The organism is Burkholderia sp. USMB20 (assembly GCF_000949135.2).
Classification (GTDB): Bacteria; Pseudomonadota; Gammaproteobacteria; order Burkholderiales; family Burkholderiaceae; genus Burkholderia.
Window position 1 is genome coordinate 170,226 of the sequence record NZ_JTAN02000005.1, and the last position, 17,322, is coordinate 187,547.

At 69.5% G+C, this 17,322-nt stretch carries 8 protein-coding genes; 3 read left to right on the top strand and 5 right to left on the bottom strand.

What is annotated here, in order from left to right:
• Window positions 1–41 precede the first annotated feature (41 nt).
• Window positions 42–2,267 carry an amylo-alpha-1,6-glucosidase gene (locus PL79_RS08650; RefSeq protein ID WP_044847901.1) on the bottom strand — a complete coding sequence of 742 codons (2,226 nt, stop codon included), beginning with the start codon at window positions 2,265–2,267 and terminating at the stop codon, window positions 42–44.
• A 156-nt stretch (window positions 2,268–2,423) separates the two neighbouring features.
• Window positions 2,424–9,524, bottom strand: coding sequence for an autotransporter-associated beta strand repeat-containing protein (locus PL79_RS08655; RefSeq protein ID WP_044847900.1), 7,101 nt, complete (start codon window positions 9,522–9,524; stop codon window positions 2,424–2,426).
• Here PL79_RS08655 and PL79_RS08660 point away from each other — a divergent pair.
• On the top strand, window positions 9,517–9,735 hold the full coding sequence (locus PL79_RS08660) for a hypothetical protein (RefSeq protein WP_135801009.1): 219 nt from the start codon (window positions 9,517–9,519) through the stop codon (window positions 9,733–9,735). The two genes, PL79_RS08655 and PL79_RS08660, sit on opposite strands and share 8 nt — an antisense overlap.
• 644 nt (window positions 9,736–10,379) lie before the next feature.
• On the opposite strand, the gene PL79_RS08665 is transcribed toward PL79_RS08660, so the two are convergent.
• Window positions 10,380–11,414 carry a rod shape-determining protein gene (locus PL79_RS08665; RefSeq protein WP_044847899.1) on the bottom strand — a complete coding sequence of 345 codons (1,035 nt, stop codon included), beginning with the start codon at window positions 11,412–11,414 and terminating at the stop codon, window positions 10,380–10,382.
• A 271-nt stretch (window positions 11,415–11,685) separates the two neighbouring features.
• Here PL79_RS08665 and PL79_RS08670 point away from each other — a divergent pair, with 271 nt between their 5' ends.
• A complete protein-coding gene (locus PL79_RS08670; protein ID WP_135801010.1) occupies window positions 11,686–14,097 on the top strand; it encodes a patatin-like phospholipase family protein in 2,412 nt (803 codons plus the stop codon).
• 71 nt (window positions 14,098–14,168) lie between these two features.
• On the opposite strand, the gene PL79_RS08675 is transcribed toward PL79_RS08670, so the two are convergent.
• Together PL79_RS08675 and PL79_RS08680 are read right to left on the bottom strand one after the other, a co-directional pair.
• A complete protein-coding gene (locus PL79_RS08675) occupies window positions 14,169–15,299 on the bottom strand; it encodes an ATP-binding protein (protein ID WP_044846904.1) in 1,131 nt (376 codons plus the stop codon).
• Between the two features lie 64 nt (window positions 15,300–15,363).
• Window positions 15,364–16,074, bottom strand: a complete 711-nt coding sequence (locus PL79_RS08680) for a response regulator (protein ID WP_044846903.1) — start codon at window positions 16,072–16,074, stop codon at window positions 15,364–15,366.
• A 221-nt stretch (window positions 16,075–16,295) separates the two neighbouring features.
• Between PL79_RS08680 and PL79_RS08685 the strand changes: the two genes are divergently transcribed.
• On the top strand, window positions 16,296–17,210 hold the full coding sequence (locus tag PL79_RS08685) for a glutaminase (protein WP_044846902.1): 915 nt from the start codon (window positions 16,296–16,298) through the stop codon (window positions 17,208–17,210).
• Window positions 17,211–17,322 lie beyond the last annotated feature (112 nt).

Genomic DNA, 17,322 nt, shown 5'->3' on the forward strand with positions numbered 1-17,322 from the left:
ACGTGGCACGACATCGCGCAACGTCCGTGCAGCCGCATGCGCTACAGCACCGCGACCACCTTCACCCGCCCCGGCTGCTCCGCCGACGCGATCACCTGGCCGTCGACGCGCCGGAACGTCAGCGATACCGTTTCGTCGCCGACGCGCAGTTCGTCGATGCGCAGCCAGTCGACACCTTCGGGCAGCGCCGGGCGCTCGACCCGCACCTCGTGGCGCGCCGCGTCGACGCTCACGCCGAGACACGCCTGCAGCATCATGAACGGCGCACCGGCCGCCCACGCCTGCGGCAGGCACGCGACCGGATAGGCGGTCGGCGGCTCGCCGCGCCGGCGCGGGAACCCGCAGAACAGCTCCGGCAGCCGCATCTCGAAGCTGACCGCGGCTTCGAACAGCGCGCGCAGCAGGTTCACCGCGGCCGTCTTGTCGCCGTAGCGCGCGAGCCCGCGCGCGATCAGCGCATTGTCGTGCGGCCACACCGAGCCGTTGTGATAGGCCATCGGGTTGAAGCGCGGCTGGCCGGCCGCGAGCGTGCGCACGCCCCAGCCCGTCTGGAACAGCGTCGAGCCGAGCACGCCGGCGACCGCCGCGCCGCGCTCGGCGTCGGGCAGGCCGAACGCGAGCAGATGGCCCGCGTTCGACGCCAGCACGCGGCACAGGTCGCCGTGACCGTCGAGCGCGATCCCGTAGAACTGGCCTTCCGGCATCCAGAACAGCGTCTCGACCTGGTCGCGCAGCGCCTTCGCGCGCAGCGCATAGCGTGTCGCGTCGGCCGCGTGGCCGCGCCGGTGCGAGCACATCGACATCGCATCGAGCGCCGCGCACGCATACGCCTGCACTTCGACGAGCGCGATCGGGCCGTCGGGAAAACGGCCGTCCGCGTGGAACACCGAATCGTGGCTGTCCTTCCAGCCCTGGTTCGCGAGACCGCGCTCCGACGTGCGCTGGTAGTCGAGCAGACCGTACGGATTGCGGTCGCACTTGTCGATCACCCACTGCGCGGCGCGCTCGAGCGCGGGCCACAGCTCGTCGATCAGCGCATCGTCGCCGGTGTGTTCGACGTACGCGCCCGCGAGCACGATGAACAGCGGGGTCGTGTCGACGCCGCCGTAATAGAGCGCGAACGGCACCTCCCCCGTCGCGGCCATTTCGCTGCGGCGGAATTCGTGCATGATCTTGCCGGGCTCCGCATCGCGAAACGCGGACGTCTCGCGCGCCTGGTGCTCCGCGAGAAAGCGCAGCACGCCGCGCGCGAGCGACGGCTGCAGCCACAGCATCTGCAGCGACGTGATCACCGCGTCGCGGCCGAACGGCGTCGAGAACCACGGAATGCCCGCATACGGATACGGCCCGGTATCGAGCTGCGTCGTGAGCAGCCCGAGATCCGCGAGCGAGCGGTCGAGCCATGCATCGAACAGCGGATTGCCGGTGTGCACGCGCGCCATCGACTCGCGGCGCGAGCGCATCTCGCGATGCACGCCGACGAGCGCGGTGCGCAGCGCGACGCGCCCGCATCCCGGGCCTTCACCGTCGTGCGCGCGGCCGAGCGTCGCGTCGACGGTCAGGTAGATCGACACGCACGCCTGCGCGGCGATCGTCAGCGTGTAATCGGCACGATCGACCGACAACGCGTCGGGCGCCGGCGAGAAATGCACGGTCACGTTGCGTTCGACCTTGTCGAGGCCATCGTAGCGAAGCCGCACCGCACCGCCGTCGACGCGCGGCGCAACCACCGTGCCGCGCTTCGGGCGCGGCGTGCCGCGCACTTCGAACATGTCCTTGAAATCCGCCGCGAACGACAGCGACAGCGGCACCTCGGCCTCGCTCGCGCCGTAGTTGGTCAGCGTCAGCGCTTCGTACAGCACGTCGCCCGCGAGCACGCGCATCCGTTCGATGTGGATCACGCCCTCGGGCGTCTCGCGACCGCCGAGCGGCGGCAGCGGGCGGTTCGTCAGGTGCGCGGTGAACGACGCGTTGTCCGCGCTCGTCGCGCCCGACAGCAGCGACGGCGCGCGGCCGCCGAACGTCAGGCGCCAGGTCGACAGCACGCGCATGTCGTCGACGAACAGGCCGTCGTCGTGGCCGCCGACGTCGCCGAGCGCGTCGCTGACGACGAACGCGTCGCCGGATTTCAGCACGTACTGGTTGTTGCGTGCGAGCGCCTGCGGATCGGCTTCGGGCGCGATGAATGCGGGGCCTGTCGCCTGGGTCGGGGGGACGGGCGCGACTTGCGGCGCCTGCGTCGTGGTGGCTTCGGCGTGATTCGGCATCGATGCTCCTGTGTCGAGGCGCAACGCGCGGCGCGCGTCGCGTGTTTCGCACAGGATAGGCCAGAACGGGGGACGCGCGCAGCGCCGAAAAAGACGCGACCCCGATGCGGGCATCGCCGTCGCATCGGGATCGCGCACAGGCACCTCAGGCGCCGGTCAGAACTTCCACAGGATGTTGCCGAGCACCGCGTTGTCGCGCACGCCGCTGCCGTACTGGCCGCTGAACGTGAGACCGAGCGTCAGGCGCTTCGTGATGGTCGCGTCGATGCCAGCTTCGAGCACCGCGCTGTCGCGCGCGATCGGCACGCCCGACACCTGGAACGACGTGCCGCCGTTCGCGAACGTGAACGCCGACGACGGCCGCACGTTGCCGAACGCATGCCGCCAGCCTACCGTCCCGCGCGCGGTGAACGTGCCGCTCGCGAGCATGCCGAGTTGAGAGGCCGCGCGCACGCCGAGCGTCGAGAAACCGACGTGGGTCGTCTGGCCGCCGGCCTGCAGCGCGGCCGCGCCGCCGGTTTCCGTATAGCCGTCGGTATGCAGGTTCACGTAGGCAAGACCCGCGAACGGTTCGAGCGCGACCGGCCCGACCGGCAGCGCATAGCCGACTTCGCCGAACACCTGCTCGGAATGCGCGTTGTAGCCGGCCGAATCGTGATCGGAGAAGCCCGCGAAGCCCGGATTGCGGTCGCTGTTGATGCGGTACCACGTGTACGACGCGCCGCCGCGCACGCCGAGCGCACCGTACTGCGCGCCGCCGTACAGCGACACGTAGTAGCTGTTGACCGACGCCGACGCGCTCTGGTCGTTGTCGAGCGAGCTGTGCGTGACGCCCGCGGCGAGACCGGCACGCCACTGGTCGTTGAGCGCCATGTCGGCACCGGCGATGAAGCCCGTCATGCTGCGGTTGATCGTCGACGCGTTGCCGTCGCCCGCGAGCCGGCTGCGGCCGCCGAACGCCTGCCCCCAGACCACCGGCTGATACGGCGTGCCGCCGTAGCAACCTGCGCGCGAACCGATCCGGCGTTCCGGCGGCAGCGTCGGATCGGTCGCGCCGGCCGTGTTGTCTCCGCACAGCGCGGCACCGCCCGACGACAGCGCGGCGAGCGGCCCCGCTCCGGGCGCGAGGCCCTGGCGCACGCGATCGGTCACGGCTTCGCGCACGTAGCGGCTGTCGAGCAGCAGCATGCTCTTCAGGCTCGCCTGCAGTTCCCCGTCGAGCATCCCGTAGGCGCGCCGCGCGGTGGCCGCATCGGTCGTCAGCACCGTGTCGTACAGCGGGTTGCCCGCGCCGAGCCCACCGATCGCGGTCGCGACCGCGCGCTGGTTCGGCGTCACCGCGACATCGGGCAGCGCCGTGCCGTTCGCGACGAGCTGCAGGTACACGTGGTCCGGATCGTAGCTGAGCGTCGGCATCAGGAACGCGTAGTTCGAATTCACCTGGCTGAACGTGCCCTGCACGCCCGACGATGCGCTGAGGATCGTGTACTTCGTGGTCGGCTGGTAGCTGGCCTGGTTCGCGAGCACCTGCACGGTGCCGCCGTTCAGCGTGGCCGTGCCGCCCGCCGCGATGCTGCCGGCCTGCTGCGGCGTCACCGCGACCTGCAGCGTCGAGCCCGGCTGGAACGTGACGTTGCCGGCCACGTTCAGCGCCGCGCCCGGCTGCGACGCGGCCGCGAACGCGCCGCCCTGCACGACGAGGCCACCAACCGTGCCGGTGCCCGTCAGCGTCGCGCCGTTCTGCACGGTCACGGTCGACTGGCCGAGCGAACCGTCGACCGCGAGCGTACCCGCCGCGACGGTGGTCGGGCCGCTCAGCGTACTGGTACCGGTCAGCGTCAGTTGCCCGCTGCCGGCCTGGGTCAGCGAACCGGTGCCGGACAGCACGCTCGCGAGCGTCACGTTCGCGGACTGATTGAAGATCAGCGCGCCGTTGTCGACGATATTGCCGACCACGCTGCCCGACGTGCCGCCGTTGCCGAGCTGCAGCGTGCCGCCCGATGCGATCGTCGTGCCGCCCGTATAGGTGTTGCTGCCGGTCAGCGTCTGAATGCCGGTGCCCGCGACCGTCAGGCCGCCGGTGCCGCCGATCGTCCCGCCGAACGTGCTGGCGCCGCTGCCGCTCAGCGCCAGCGCATTCGCGCCGAGGTTCACGGTGCTGCCGGCCGCGCCCGACAGCGCGCCGATCGTCTGCGCACCCGCTGCGCCGCTCACGTCGAACGTCGCGCCCGCGCCGGCGAGGTTCACCGCGCCCGTCGACGCGAGGCTGCCGCCCGCGCCGAGCGCGAGCGTGCTGCCGCCGTTGATCGTCGTGCCGCCGGTATAGGTGTTCGCGCCCGTCAGCGTCTGCGTGCCGCTGCCCGCGAGCGTCACGCCGCCGCTGCCGCCGATCGTCCCGCCGAACGTGCTGGCGCCGCTACCGCTCAGCGCGAGGGCGTTCGCGCCGAGGTTTACGGTGCTGCCCGCCGCGCCCGACAGCGCGCCGATCGTCTGCGCGCCCGTTGCGCCGCTGAGATCGAACGTCGCACCCGCGCCGGCCAGATTCACCGCGCCGCTCGCCGCGAGGCTGCCGCCCGAACCAAGCGCGAGCGTGCTGCCGCCGTTGATCGTCGTGCCGCCGGTGTACGTGTTCGCCCCCGTCAGCGTCTGCGTGCCGGTGCCCGCGAGCGTCACGCCGCCGCTGCCGCCGATCGCGCCGCCGAACGTGCTGGCGCCGCTGCCGTTCAGCGTCAGCGCATTCGCGCCGAGGTTCACGTTCGTGCCCGCCGTGCCGGTCAGCGTGCCGAGCGTCTGCGCGCCTGCGGCGCCGCTCAGGTCGAACGTCGCGCCCGTGCCGGCCAGGTTCACCGTGCTGCCCGCGGCGAGGCTGCCGCCCGCGCCGAGCGCGAGCGTGCTGCCGCCGTTGATCGTCGTGCCGCCGGTGTACGTGTTCGCCCCCGTCAGCGTCTGCGTGCCGACGCCCGCGACCGTCACGCCGCCGCTGCCGCCGATCGTCCCGCCGAATGTGCCGGCGGTGCTGCCGTTCAGCGTCAGCGCGTTGCCGCCGAGGTTCACGCTCGTACCCGCCGCGCCGGTCAGCGTGCCGATCGTCTGCGCGCCCGTTGCGCCGCTCAGGTCGAACGTCGCGCCCGTGCCGGCCAGGTTCACCGCGCCGCTCGACGCAAGGCTGCCGCCCGCGCCCAGCGCCAGCGTGCCGGCGTTGATCGTCGTGCCGCCGGTGTACGTGTTCGCGCCCGTCAGCGTCTGCGTACCGGTGCCGGCCAGCGTCAGGCTGCCGGTGCCGCCGATCGCGCCGCCGAAGGTATTGCTGCCGTTGCCGCTCAGCGTCAGCGCAGTCGCGCCGAGATTCACGTTCGTGCCGGCCGCGCCGGTCAGCGCACCGATCGTCTGCGCACCGGACGCGCCGCCCAGGTCGAACGTCGCGCCCGCGCCGGCCAGATTCACCGTGCCGCTCGCCGCGAGGCTGCCGCCCGCGCCCAGCGCCAGCGTGCTGCCGCCGTTGATCGTCGTGCCGCCCGTATACGTGTTCGCGCCGGACAGCGTCTGCGTGCCGGTACCCGTGAGCGTCAGCCCGCCGGTGCCGCCGATCACGCCGCTGAACGTGCCGCTGGCCGTCCCGCCCAGTGTCAGCGCGTTGCCGCCGAGGCTCACGTTCGTGCCGGCCACGCCCGACAGCGCACCGAGCGTCTGCGCACCCGACGCATTGCTCAGGTCGAGCGTCGCGCCCGCGTTCGCGAGATTCATCGCGCCGGTCGATGCGAGGCTGCCGCCCGCGCCGATCGCCAGCGTGCCCGCGTTGATCGTCGTCCCGCCGGTGTAGGTGTTTGCGCCCGTCAGCGTGGTCGTCGCCGCGCCGTTCTTCACGAGCGCGCCCGTACCGGTAATCGCGCCGCCCAATCCGAGCGCGTTGCTGCCACCGAGCGTGAGCGTCGAGCCCGCGCCGAGACCGATTGCATTCGCCACCGTCAGGTTCGTGTTCGTATCGAGCGTCGCCGAACCGCCGACATTCAGCGCGCCGGTGCCGAGTGCCGCGGCGTTGCCGAGCACCAGTCCGCCACTGTTGAGGTTCGTGCCGCCCGAATAGGTGCTCGCGCCGTTCAGCGTCTGCGTGCCGGTGCCGGCCAGCGTCAGGCTGCCGGTGCCGCCGATCGCGCCGCTGTACGTGCCGCTGGCGGTTCCGCCGAGCGTCAGCGCGTTCGCGCCGAGATTCACGTTCGTGCCGGCCAGGCCCGACAGCGCACCGAGCGTTTGCGCACCCGACGCATTGCTCAGGTCGAGCGTCGCGCCCGCGTTCGCGAGATTCATCGCGCCGGTCGCCGCCAGGCTGCCGCCCGCGCCGATCGCGAGCGTGCCCGCGTTGATCGTCGTGCCGCCGGTGTAGGTGTTCGTGCCCGTCAGCGTTACCGTCGCCGCGCCGTTCTTCACGAGGGCGCCCGTACCGGTAATCGCACCGGCCAATCCAAGCGCGTTGCTGCCGCCAAGCGTGAGCGCCGCACCCGTGCCGAGATCGATCGCGTTGGCGACCGACAGGCTCGTATTCGTATCGAGCGTCGCCGCACCGCCGACGGTCAGCGCGCCGGTGCCGAGTGCCGCGGCGTTGCCGAGCACCAGTCCGCCACTATTGAGGTTCGTGCCGCCCGAATAAGTGCTCGCGCCGTTCAGCGTCTGCGTGCCGGTGCCATCCAGCGTCAGGCTGCCGGTGCCGCCGATTACGCCGCTGAACGTGCCGCTGGCCGTTCCGCCCAGCGTCAGCGCGTTCGCGCCGAGATTCACGTTCGTGCCCGCGACGCCCGACAGCGCGCCGAGCGTTTGCGCACCCGACGCATTGCTCAGGTCGAGCGCCGCGCCCGCGTTCGCGAGATTCATCGTGCCGGTCGCCGCAAGGCTGCCGCCCGCGCCGATCGCCAGCGTGCCGGCATTGATCGTCGTGCCGCCCGTGTAGGTGTTCGCGCCCGTCAGTGTCACCGTCGCCGCGCCGTTCTTCACGAGCGCGCCGGCGCCGGAAATCACGCCGCCCAGCGCGAGCGCATTGCTGCCGCCGAGCGTGAGTGCCGTGGCCGTGCCGAGATCGATCGCGTTGGCGACCGACAGGCTCGTATTCGCATCGAGCGTCGCGGCACCGCCGACGGTCAGCGTGCCGGTGCCCAGCGCCGCGGCGTTGCCGAGCACGAGGGTACCGGCGTTCAGCGTCGTGCCGCCCGTGTAATTGTTCGCGCCGCTCAGCGTCAGCGCCGCCGCGCCGTTCTTCACGAGCCCGCCGCCGCCGGAGATCGTGCCGCCGAGCCCGAGATCGGTGCTGCCGCCCACCGTCAGCGTCGTGCCGGTGGCGACGTTGATGCCGTTCGCGAGCGACACGTTGGTGGTCGCATCGAGCGTCGACGAGCCGTTGACGTTCACCGCGCCGGAGCCCAGCGCCGTGTTGCTGCCGACGACGAGGTTGCCGCCGTTCAGGTTCGTGCCGCCGGAGTAGACGTTCGTGCCGGTCAGCGATTGCGTCCCGGGGCCCGACAGCGTCACGCTGCCCGAGCCGCCGATCGTGCCCGCATAGGTCGCGTTGATGGTGCCGTTGAGCGTCAGCGAATTGCCGCCGAGGTCCACGTTCGTGCCGGCCGCTCCCGCCAGCGCTCCGATCGTCCGCGCGCCCGACGCGCCGCTCAGGTCGAACGTCGCGCCCGCGCCGGTCAGGTTCACCGTGCCGGTCGCCGCGAGGCTGCCGGCGCCGCTCAGTGCGAGCGTGCCGCTGTTGATCGTCGTGTCGCCCGTGTAGGTGTTCGCGGCCGTCAGCGTGGCCGTCGCGGCGCCGTTCTTCACGAGGCCGCCGTTTCCGCTGATCGTGCCGGACAGCCCGAGGCTGTTGCTGCCACCGAGCGTCAGCGTCGCGCTGTTGTCGAGATTGATCGCATTGTCGAGCGTGACGTTCGCGCTCGTGTCGAGCAACGCCGACGCATTGACGTTCACCGCGCCGGTGCCGAGCGCCCCGTTGTTGCCGACCACGAGGTTGCCGCCGTTCAGGTTCGTGCCGCCCGTATAGGTATTGGCACCCGACAGCGCCAGCGTGCCGCCGTCGTTCTTCGTCAGCGCGCCGCTGCCCGACACCGTGCCCGACAGCGTGAGCCCGGTCGCGCCCTGCACCGTCAGGCCGGTGCCGAGCGTCACGTTGTTCGACACGTTGAGCCCGGCCGTGCCCGCCTGCAGCGCGCCGCCGTTGGCCGTGATCGTGCCGGTGCCGAGCGACGCGTTGTCGTTGATGATCGCGACGCCGCCGCTCGACAGCGTCGCGTCCTGCACGGTCGACGCGCCGTTGATCGTCCAGTTGCCGCTCGCGACGTCGAGGTGATTGAAGTTGACGTAGTTGTTGATCGCGATCGTGCCGTTCGCGGAGGTGCCCTGCTGCAGGTTCAGCGTGTTGTTGCCGCCCGCGCCGCCGTCGACGATCCCCGTCGCCGCCACGTTGAGCGTGTTCGGGCCGACCGTGATGTTGAACGCGCCGCCGGTGCCGCCCGCCGCGTTGACCGACGAGCCCGTCACCGCGTTGAACGTGTTGGTGCTGTTCGCGCCCATCGACACGCTGCCGTTGATCGTGCCCGAGTTGGTGAACGTGTTGCCGCCCCCGGGCGTGCCGTTCGTGGCGAGCGACACGCGGCCGTTGATCGTGCCGCTGTTCGTCATGTTGACCGTGCCGCCGCCGTATGCGGCGACCACCGGCGCATCCGCGCCGGACAGCGTCGCGCCGACCAGCGGGTTCGAACCGATCGTGCCGGTGTTGTTGATGGTCGACGTGCCGCCGGTGCCGTTCTGGACCGACAGCGCCATGCCGGTCACGCCGCTGATCGCGACCCCGGTCGAGCCGAGCATCGTGCCGTTGTTGGTGACGGTGGTATTGCTCGCCGACGCATTGCCGAGCACCGCGCCGCTCGACAGCACGCCGAGCCCCGAGCCGAGCGCGGACGGGTCGATCGTGCCGTTGTTGGTCAGCGTGTTGTTGTTGCCGGTCAGCGACATCGCGGTGCCGCCGACGCCCAGCAGCACGCCGACGCTCGCGCCAGGATTGACGGTGACGTTCAGGTTGTTGGCGCTGTTTGCATAGCTCGGCGCCAGCGGATTCGCGACGCCCGTGCAGGTCACCGTGGTGCCTGCCGTGCTGCAGGTCGCGTACGCGGGGACGATGCCCGCGCCGGACAAGGCCAGGAAGACGCCCGTCGGCAACAGGAATTTCGGAAACGGCTCTCCGCTCTTCTTCGAATGCGCAATGTTCATGCTTCCCCTCGTGCTCGGCATGGCCGGTGAATCGATCCGGCGGCGGCGGAAAATCCGGGACGCAAGCGTGCCCTCCGGCGGTCGCGGAACGACGTCGGTCTATTCGTGGATGAACTGCGGGTTAATCGATTCTCGTTTGCGAGTGCAAACTCAACCGGACGACATGATCGTGGCCCCTTGTTCTTATGCAGCGACTTTCTGGTTGATTTGATTACCGCCCTGCTTTTTGTCAGACAAGGCTATATCAAATAAACAGGGTTTTCCAGTCGATGTTTGGTTATCGGAGCGAGGTCGATGGAATACGTATTTTTTACTCGTTAGATTGCGTGAAACGACCGGATTAAAAGGGTCTTTCGGTCATTCCGTCATGCCAGGAAAAGTTACCTGTACCACGAGATCAGTAAAAACACTGATAATTCATACTAATCGCCGGCCGGATTTTCGCGACTCAATTTAAATGATGACGGCGGCAGTCGGCGCAAATAATCCGAACCCATTTTATTTAAAGATTTGAAAGCATGGATTCTCAACACACTTGCAGAGTGCCTTCGCATTCGGCGCACATGATTCCGCCGCCTTGAAATGAAAAATGAAAGCCGCAAGGTCAATCGCCCCCCGGCCACGCGGCCCCGCTTGAAACGCAGGTTCAAAAGTGTCGGACTTCAGGAGAAGCGTGCCGCCGGCTTGCACGGCACGCGGCCCGGCATGCTGCCACGGCCGGCTCGCGCATGGCCAGGCACTGCGGTCGACACGGCGTGTCGAGCGTGTCCGGAGCAGCCGGACGATGTTCGGCATGCCGGAGCTTCGGGGTTCGAAGGATGTTCAACGAACGTCGACGGGCTTGCCCGGCCGGCGTCAATCCACCGGACACATCGCGAGCCGCCCCATCGCCTCCCCGGCGCCGCGCACCGCGCAGGTGGCCGGCTCGTCGGCGATCCGCGCGCTCAGCCCGGTCTCGTCGCGCAGCAGGCGTTCGAGATCCGCGAGCAGCGCGCCGCCGCCCGTCAGCACCACGCCGCGATGCGCGATGTCGGTCACGAGTTCGGCCGGCGCGTTTTCCAGCACCGACTTCACCGCGCCGATCACCTGCTTGAGCGGCGCGGCCAGCGCGTCCGCCACATCGTGGTTGGACAGCTCGATCGAACGCGGCAGGCCGTCCTTGACGCTGCGCCCGATCGCGCGCGTCGACGCGCGCGGCACGGCGCTGGTGGCCGAGCCGATCGTCTCCTTCACGCGCTCGGCAGTCTGCTCGCCGAGCAGCACGCCGTACAGGTTGCGCACGTGATTGACGATCGCCGCGTCGAACTGGTTGCCGCCGACGCGGATCGCCTCGCGATAGACGACACCGCCGAGCGCGATCACCGCGACTTCGGTCGTCCCGGCGCCGATGTCGACGACCATCGAGCCGACCGGCTCGGTCACCGGCAGGCCCGCGCCGAGCGCGGCGGCGAGCGCTTCCTCGATCAGTTCGACGTCCGATACACCGGCCGCGAACGCCGCCTCGCGCATCGCGCGGCGCTCGACCGCCGTCGCATCCGACGGCACGCACAGCGTGACCTCGACGCGGCGGCTGAAGCGCGAGCGCGTGCGCGACATGTCGATGAAGCGGCGGAACATCTGCTCGGCGGCGTGCGCATCGGCGATCACGCCGTGCCGCATGGGCCGCACGGCCTCGAGATGCCCCGGCTCGCGGCCGAGCAGCGCCTTCGCGAGTTCGCCGACCGCCTCGAGCGTCGGTCGCGCGTCGGACGCGCCGCCCTTGCGAAAGCACACGACCGACGGCTGATCCAGCACCACGCCGCGCTCGTGCGTATAAATCCGCGTACTCGCCGTTCCAGGGTCGATCGCAACGGGTTGCGCAAACAACTTTCCGAACAGCGGTGTCGACATGGTTACCCTTTTCTTGAACAAACCGGCCGAAGCGGCCAGGCCGCATCCCCGCGGCGCACCTTCGCCGCCCCATTGAAGTCTTAGCGGCAAATCGTGCCGATACTTTAAGCAATTCCAATGATTATTTCGCGACGAAATTGCCGAAACCGCGTTTCGGCAGGCCCGCGGCTACGCATCGGCCGCTCGCGTTGCGCTTGTAAAACACGGTAATCTCTCGGTCTTGCCTGCTCCCGGCAGGCGCCCGACGCCCGATCACGCCAGGTATTCCACCATGACAGCGACCGCCTCTCTCCGCTGGCTCGGGGTGCGCCGGCTCGGCGCCACGCTCGTTGCGCTGTGGTGGCTGCACCGTTGCCGCGCAGCCTTGCCGGCCGCCGACACGCCGCGCGCACCGCGCCGGCGGCCACTGCCGCCGCACCGGGCCCCTGCCACGGCGGCCGCCCCGCCGCCACGCCGCCTCGACCTGCAACGCCGACGGCGGCCGGCCGGCCGGCCGCCGGTCGGCCTCGTGCTGTCCGGCGGCGGCGCGCGCGGTTACGCGCACCTGGGCGTGCTGAAGGTGCTCGAGGAGAACCGCATCCCGATCGACTGCATCGCCGGCACGAGCATGGGCGCCGTGGTCGGCGGGCTGTATGCGAGCGGGATGGCCGCCGACGAGATGCAGAAGCAGCTGTCGGAGGTGAACCTGGCCGACATCGCGTTCGACGTGACCGACCGCGCCGACCTGCCGCAAACCAGCCGCGAGGACGAGCGCCTGTACATCAACAGCCTGACGCTGGGCTTCGGCAAGAAAGGCGTGAAGGCGCCGGTCGGCCTCGTGCAGGGCAACCGGCTGCAGGCGCTGCTCGCGAACTGGACCGCCGCCGTGCCGACCAACCAGCCGTTCGACCAGTTGCCGATCCCGTATCGCGCGGTCGCGACCGACCTGCAGACCGGCCAGATGGTCGTGCTGGACCGCGGCTCGCTGCCGCTCGCGATCCGCGCGAGCATGGCGATGCCCGGCCTGTTCGCGCCGGCCGAGATCAACGGCCGCGCGCTCGTCGACGGCGGGCTCGTCAGCAACCTGCCGGTCGACACCGCGCGGCAGATGGGTGCGAAGGTCGTGATCGCCGTCGACATCGGCTCGCAGCTGCGTCCGCTCGACGCGCTCGCATCGCCGGCCGACGTGATGCAGCAGATGGTCGGCATCCTGATCCGCCAGAACGTGACGTCGCAGCGCAAGCAGCTCGCCGCGCAGGACGTGCTGCTCACGCCCGACCTCGGCGCGCTCGCGTTCACCGATTTCCAGAACGCGAAGCAGGCGATCGCCGCCGGCGCGGCCGCCGCGACCGCGGCGCTGCCGCGGCTCAGGCACCTCGCGCTCACGCCGGAACAGTACGCGGCCTACCGGTCCGCGCATGCGCAGCCGCTGCCGCCGCCGATCCGCATCACGCGGGTCGAGATCAAGACGACCGGCGGCGTGCCCAAGCGTGTCGTCGCCGACGCGCTGCACGTGAAACCGGGCGACACCTACGATCCGGCGACCGTCAGCCAGGACCTGCTCGGACTGACGACCGGCGGCAATTTCGAGAGCGTGACGCAGCAGATCGTGAGCCACGGCGACGAGAACGTGCTCGAGATCGATGCGCGGGAGAAATACTGGGGGCCGAATTTCCTGCTGTTCGGCGTCGGGATGTCGAGCAGCTCGACCGACGAAGGCGGCTTCCGCCTGCACGTCGGCTACCGGCGGCCGTGGCTCACCGAATCGGGCCTTGAGTTCCGCGCGGACACGACGATCGGCAGCGACCTGCAGTCGGCGCGCGTCGAATTGCGCCAGCCGTTGCCGGCCGCATACGGCTTGTACATTTCGCCCTATGCGGAATATCAGCGTCGCTACGTGAACCTGTACGACAACAGCGGCGAGGTGAAGCTGAACCAGTACTTGATGCAGACGGCGCGCACCGGGCTCGACTTCGGCCTGCCGATCGCGCGGCTCGGCGACTTCCGGATGGGTATCGGCTATGCGACCGGGCACGGCTCGCCGAACTACAACCTGCCGTTCCCGTTCGATGACGGCAGCTCGACGCTGATCTGGCCGAGCTTCACGTCGCAGGCGCTGACCGCGCGTGCGCGGCTCGTCATCGATCAGCTCGACGATCCGATGTTCCCGCGCCGCGGCTACTACGGCGAATTCCGTGTCGAACGGTCGCTGTGGTCGCACAACAGCCAGTCCGCGGAGGACCTCGCCGATACATCCAACACGCCTTACACCGAGCTCTACGCCAAGGCGATGATCGCGCAGCAGTTCGGCCGGCACAGCGTCAGTGCAACGATCGAGGGCGGCAAGAGCATCGGCGGCACCAACCTGATCAATGCGTTCAACTTCACGCTCGGCGGGTTCCAGCATCTGGCCGCGTATGCGGCCGACCAGCTGACGGGCAACGAACTCGCGTACGGCAACGTGACCTACATGAACCAGCTGATGACGTTCAACGCGTCCCCGATCAAGGCGCTGTCGGTCGGCGCCAGCGCGGAACTCGGCAACGTGTGGTCGAGCGGCGTGAAGGTCGGCGGCGGCACGCTCAAGCAGAGCTATACGTTCTTCACGAGCCTGTCGACCTCATTCGGTCCGCTGTACATGGGTATCGCGCTCGCGCCGGGCGGCCGGCGCAACATCTACCTGCAGCTCGGCCGCACATACTGATGGGGGCGCGCGGATGGCGGCGGCGGGCATCCGCCGCGTCACCGCCCGCGCCTTGCGCGGCCGGACGCCGGCTAGATCGGCCAGCTGATCTCGAAGCGCGCGCCGCCGAGTTCGGCCGGATCGACGACCGCGATCCGGCCGTTGTGCGCGTGGAGCACCTGCCGCGTGATCGCGAGGCCTAGCCCGTAGCCGCCGGTGCGGCGGTCGAGCCGCACGAACGCGTCGAAGATCCGCTCGCGTTCGCTCTCCGGCACGCCCGGCCCGTCGTCCTCGACATAGATCGCGATGTTGCCGTGTTCGATCGCGATCCCGACGACGATCCGCGACGCCGCATATTTGCTCGCATTGCGCAGCAGGTTGCGCATCGCGTACGACATCAGCCGCCGGTCCATCTTCACGCGCAGGTCCGACGCGATCGCGATGCGCGACTCGATCGCGCGCTCCGGATACAGCAGCTGCGCGTCGCTGACCTGGTGCTCGAACCACGCGACCGGCGCGGTCAGCTCGAGGTTCGACTGCAGCGAGCTGTATTCGAGCCGCGCGTACGTGAGGCTCATGTCGATCAGTTCCTCGAGTTCCGTCACGTCCTGCGCGATGCTCTCCAGCGCACCGTGGTATTCGGCGGCCGAGCCCGGCTCGCGCAGCATCTCGAGCGCGAAGCGCACGCGCGCGAGCGGCGTGCGCAGCTCGTGCGAGATCCCGTTCGTCAGGTCGCGCTGCGCGGCGATCAGCCGCTCCATGCGCATCGCGAGCGCATTCAGCGTGCGCGCGAGCGGGCCGATGATCACGCTGTGCGACTCGCGTGCGCGCGTGTTGAAGCGCCCGCCGGTGAAATCGATCGCGCGCTCGCGCACCATCACGAGATCCGACCAGACCGGCCGCATCCACCGATACGCGGCGAGTGCGGGCGCGGTGAACACGAACGCGAGCACGATCCAGATATCGCCCGGCAGCGCGTCGAACGCATGCCACACGACTTCCGGCGACAACACCACGCACAGCGCGAGCGCCGGCACCAGCGCGGTCAGCAGCACGAGGCCGAGCAGGTGCAGGTAGGTGCGCACGTACAGGCGCGACCAGCTCGGAATGCGGTCGGCGCGCGTGTCGGTCCACGCGCGGCGGAAATGCAGCCAGCGCCATTTGACATAGCGCAGCGCGGAAAGCGGCGCTGCGTCGGGGTGCGAACGGGTGCGTCGGATCATCGCGGCTTCCGGCTATCGTGCGATGCGGGGACGCGGCGGCCGACGGCGTCGCGCCAGGGTGGCGTCATTCCCACGCATGCTTGCTGAACTGGTAACCCTTGCTGCGGATCGTCTTGATCCGCTGCGGGTTGCCTGCATCGTCGTGCAGCTTGCGGCGCAGCTTCGAGATGCGCCCGTCGATCGTGCGGTCGAGGCCGTCGAATTCGACCCCGCGCAGCTGCAGCATCAGGTCGTCGCGGCTGACGACCTCCCCCGCACGGCACACCAGCACCCACAGCAGGTCGAACTCGGCCGACGTGAGGTCGGGCGAGCCGCCGCCGGGCAGCACGACCGAGCGGTCGGTGCGGTCGATCGAGAACTGGCCGAACGTGTAGCGCTCCGGCTGCGGCGCGGCGCCCTCGGCCGCGCGCGCGGGCACGCGGCGCAGCTGCGCCTTGATCCGCGCGAGCAGGATGCGCGGCTCGACCGGCTTGTGCACGTAGTCGTCGGCGCCGAATTCGAGGCCGAGCAGTTCGTCGAACGGCTCGTCGCGCGCCGTCACCATGATGATCACGCCGTCGTATTGCTTGCGTGCCTCGCGGCAGATCTCGAACCCGTCCTTGCCCGGCAGGTTCACGTCGAGAATGACGAGATCCGGGCGCGTGGACAGGATCGCCGGCACGGCGGCGTCACCATGCAGCACAGTGTCGACTTCATAGTCGTTCTTGCGCAGGTAGCCGGCGATCAGCGTGGACAGGCGGGTGTCGTCTTCGACGAGCAGGATGCGAAAGGGCATGGGCAACGGTCGGATCGTACGGGGAGACCGCGGCGGCGGCAGGCTTGCACCGGCTGCCGGCCATCGGTCGAAACGTACCGCATGATACTGCGCCCACCGCTCGCCTGTTTGCCCGATCCGATAAATAAGGGCGCGATTGCTGCCGCGCTTGACGAACCGGCGCCGAAACGGTTCCATACGGGCTCTTTGGAAACCGGGCCGCCCGCCCTGCCTCGCACGCGATGAACTATCAGCCGATCCTCGAACGCATCCATACCGAACTCGCCCCCTGGATCGGCCAGGGACGCGTCGCCGACTACATTCCCGAGCTCGCGAAAGTGCCCGCCGACAAGTTCGGGATGGCCGTCGTGACGCTGGACGGAAACGTTTACACGGTCGGCGACGCGCGGGAGCGCTTCTCGATCCAGAGCATCTCGAAGCTGTTCGCGTGCACGCTCGCGTTCCAGTTGCTGGGCGACGCGCTGTGGGAACGGGTCGGCCGCGAGCCGTCCGGCACCGCGTTCAATTCGCTCGTTCAGCTCGAAAGCGAGCGCGGCAAGCCGCGCAACCCGTTCATCAACGCCGGCGCGCTGGTCGTCACCGACGTGCTGTGCCGCCGCTTCGTCAGGGCCGAGACGGCGCTCGTCGAGTTCGTGCGGCGGCTGATCGGCGCGACCGACCTCGACTACGATTCGCGTGTCGCGCTGTCGGAGCTGCAGCACGCGGAACGCAACCGCGCGATGGCGCATTTCATGGCGAGCTTCGGCAACATGCAGATGCCGCCCGATACGGTGGTCGACGCGTATTGCCGCCAGTGCGCGATCACGATGAACTGCGTCGAGCTGGCGCAGGCCGCGCTGTTTCTTGCGAACGGGGGCGTCGCGCCCGTTACCGGCGAGCGGGTCGTCGATGCGAGTTCGGCAAAGCGGCTGTCGGCGCTGATGCTGACCTGCGGCACCTATGACGCGGCGGGCGACTTCGTATATCGCGTCGGCTTGCCTGCCAAGAGCGGTGTCGGCGGCGGGATCGTCGCGGTGCTGCCGGGGGAGATGGCCGTGTGCGTGTGGGCGCCGGGGCTCGATGCGAACGGGAACTCGCTGGCGGGGACGTTGGCGCTGGAATGGTTGACGACTTATACGGGAAGGTCGATTTTTTGACGCACCGAAATCACGCGCAACGCATTCTTTGAAATGTGACGATCGATTCGGCACGCACCTGCAGGTTGAATCGGGAATGCGTCCTCGGGTAGCGATCGACCCGGAGGACACA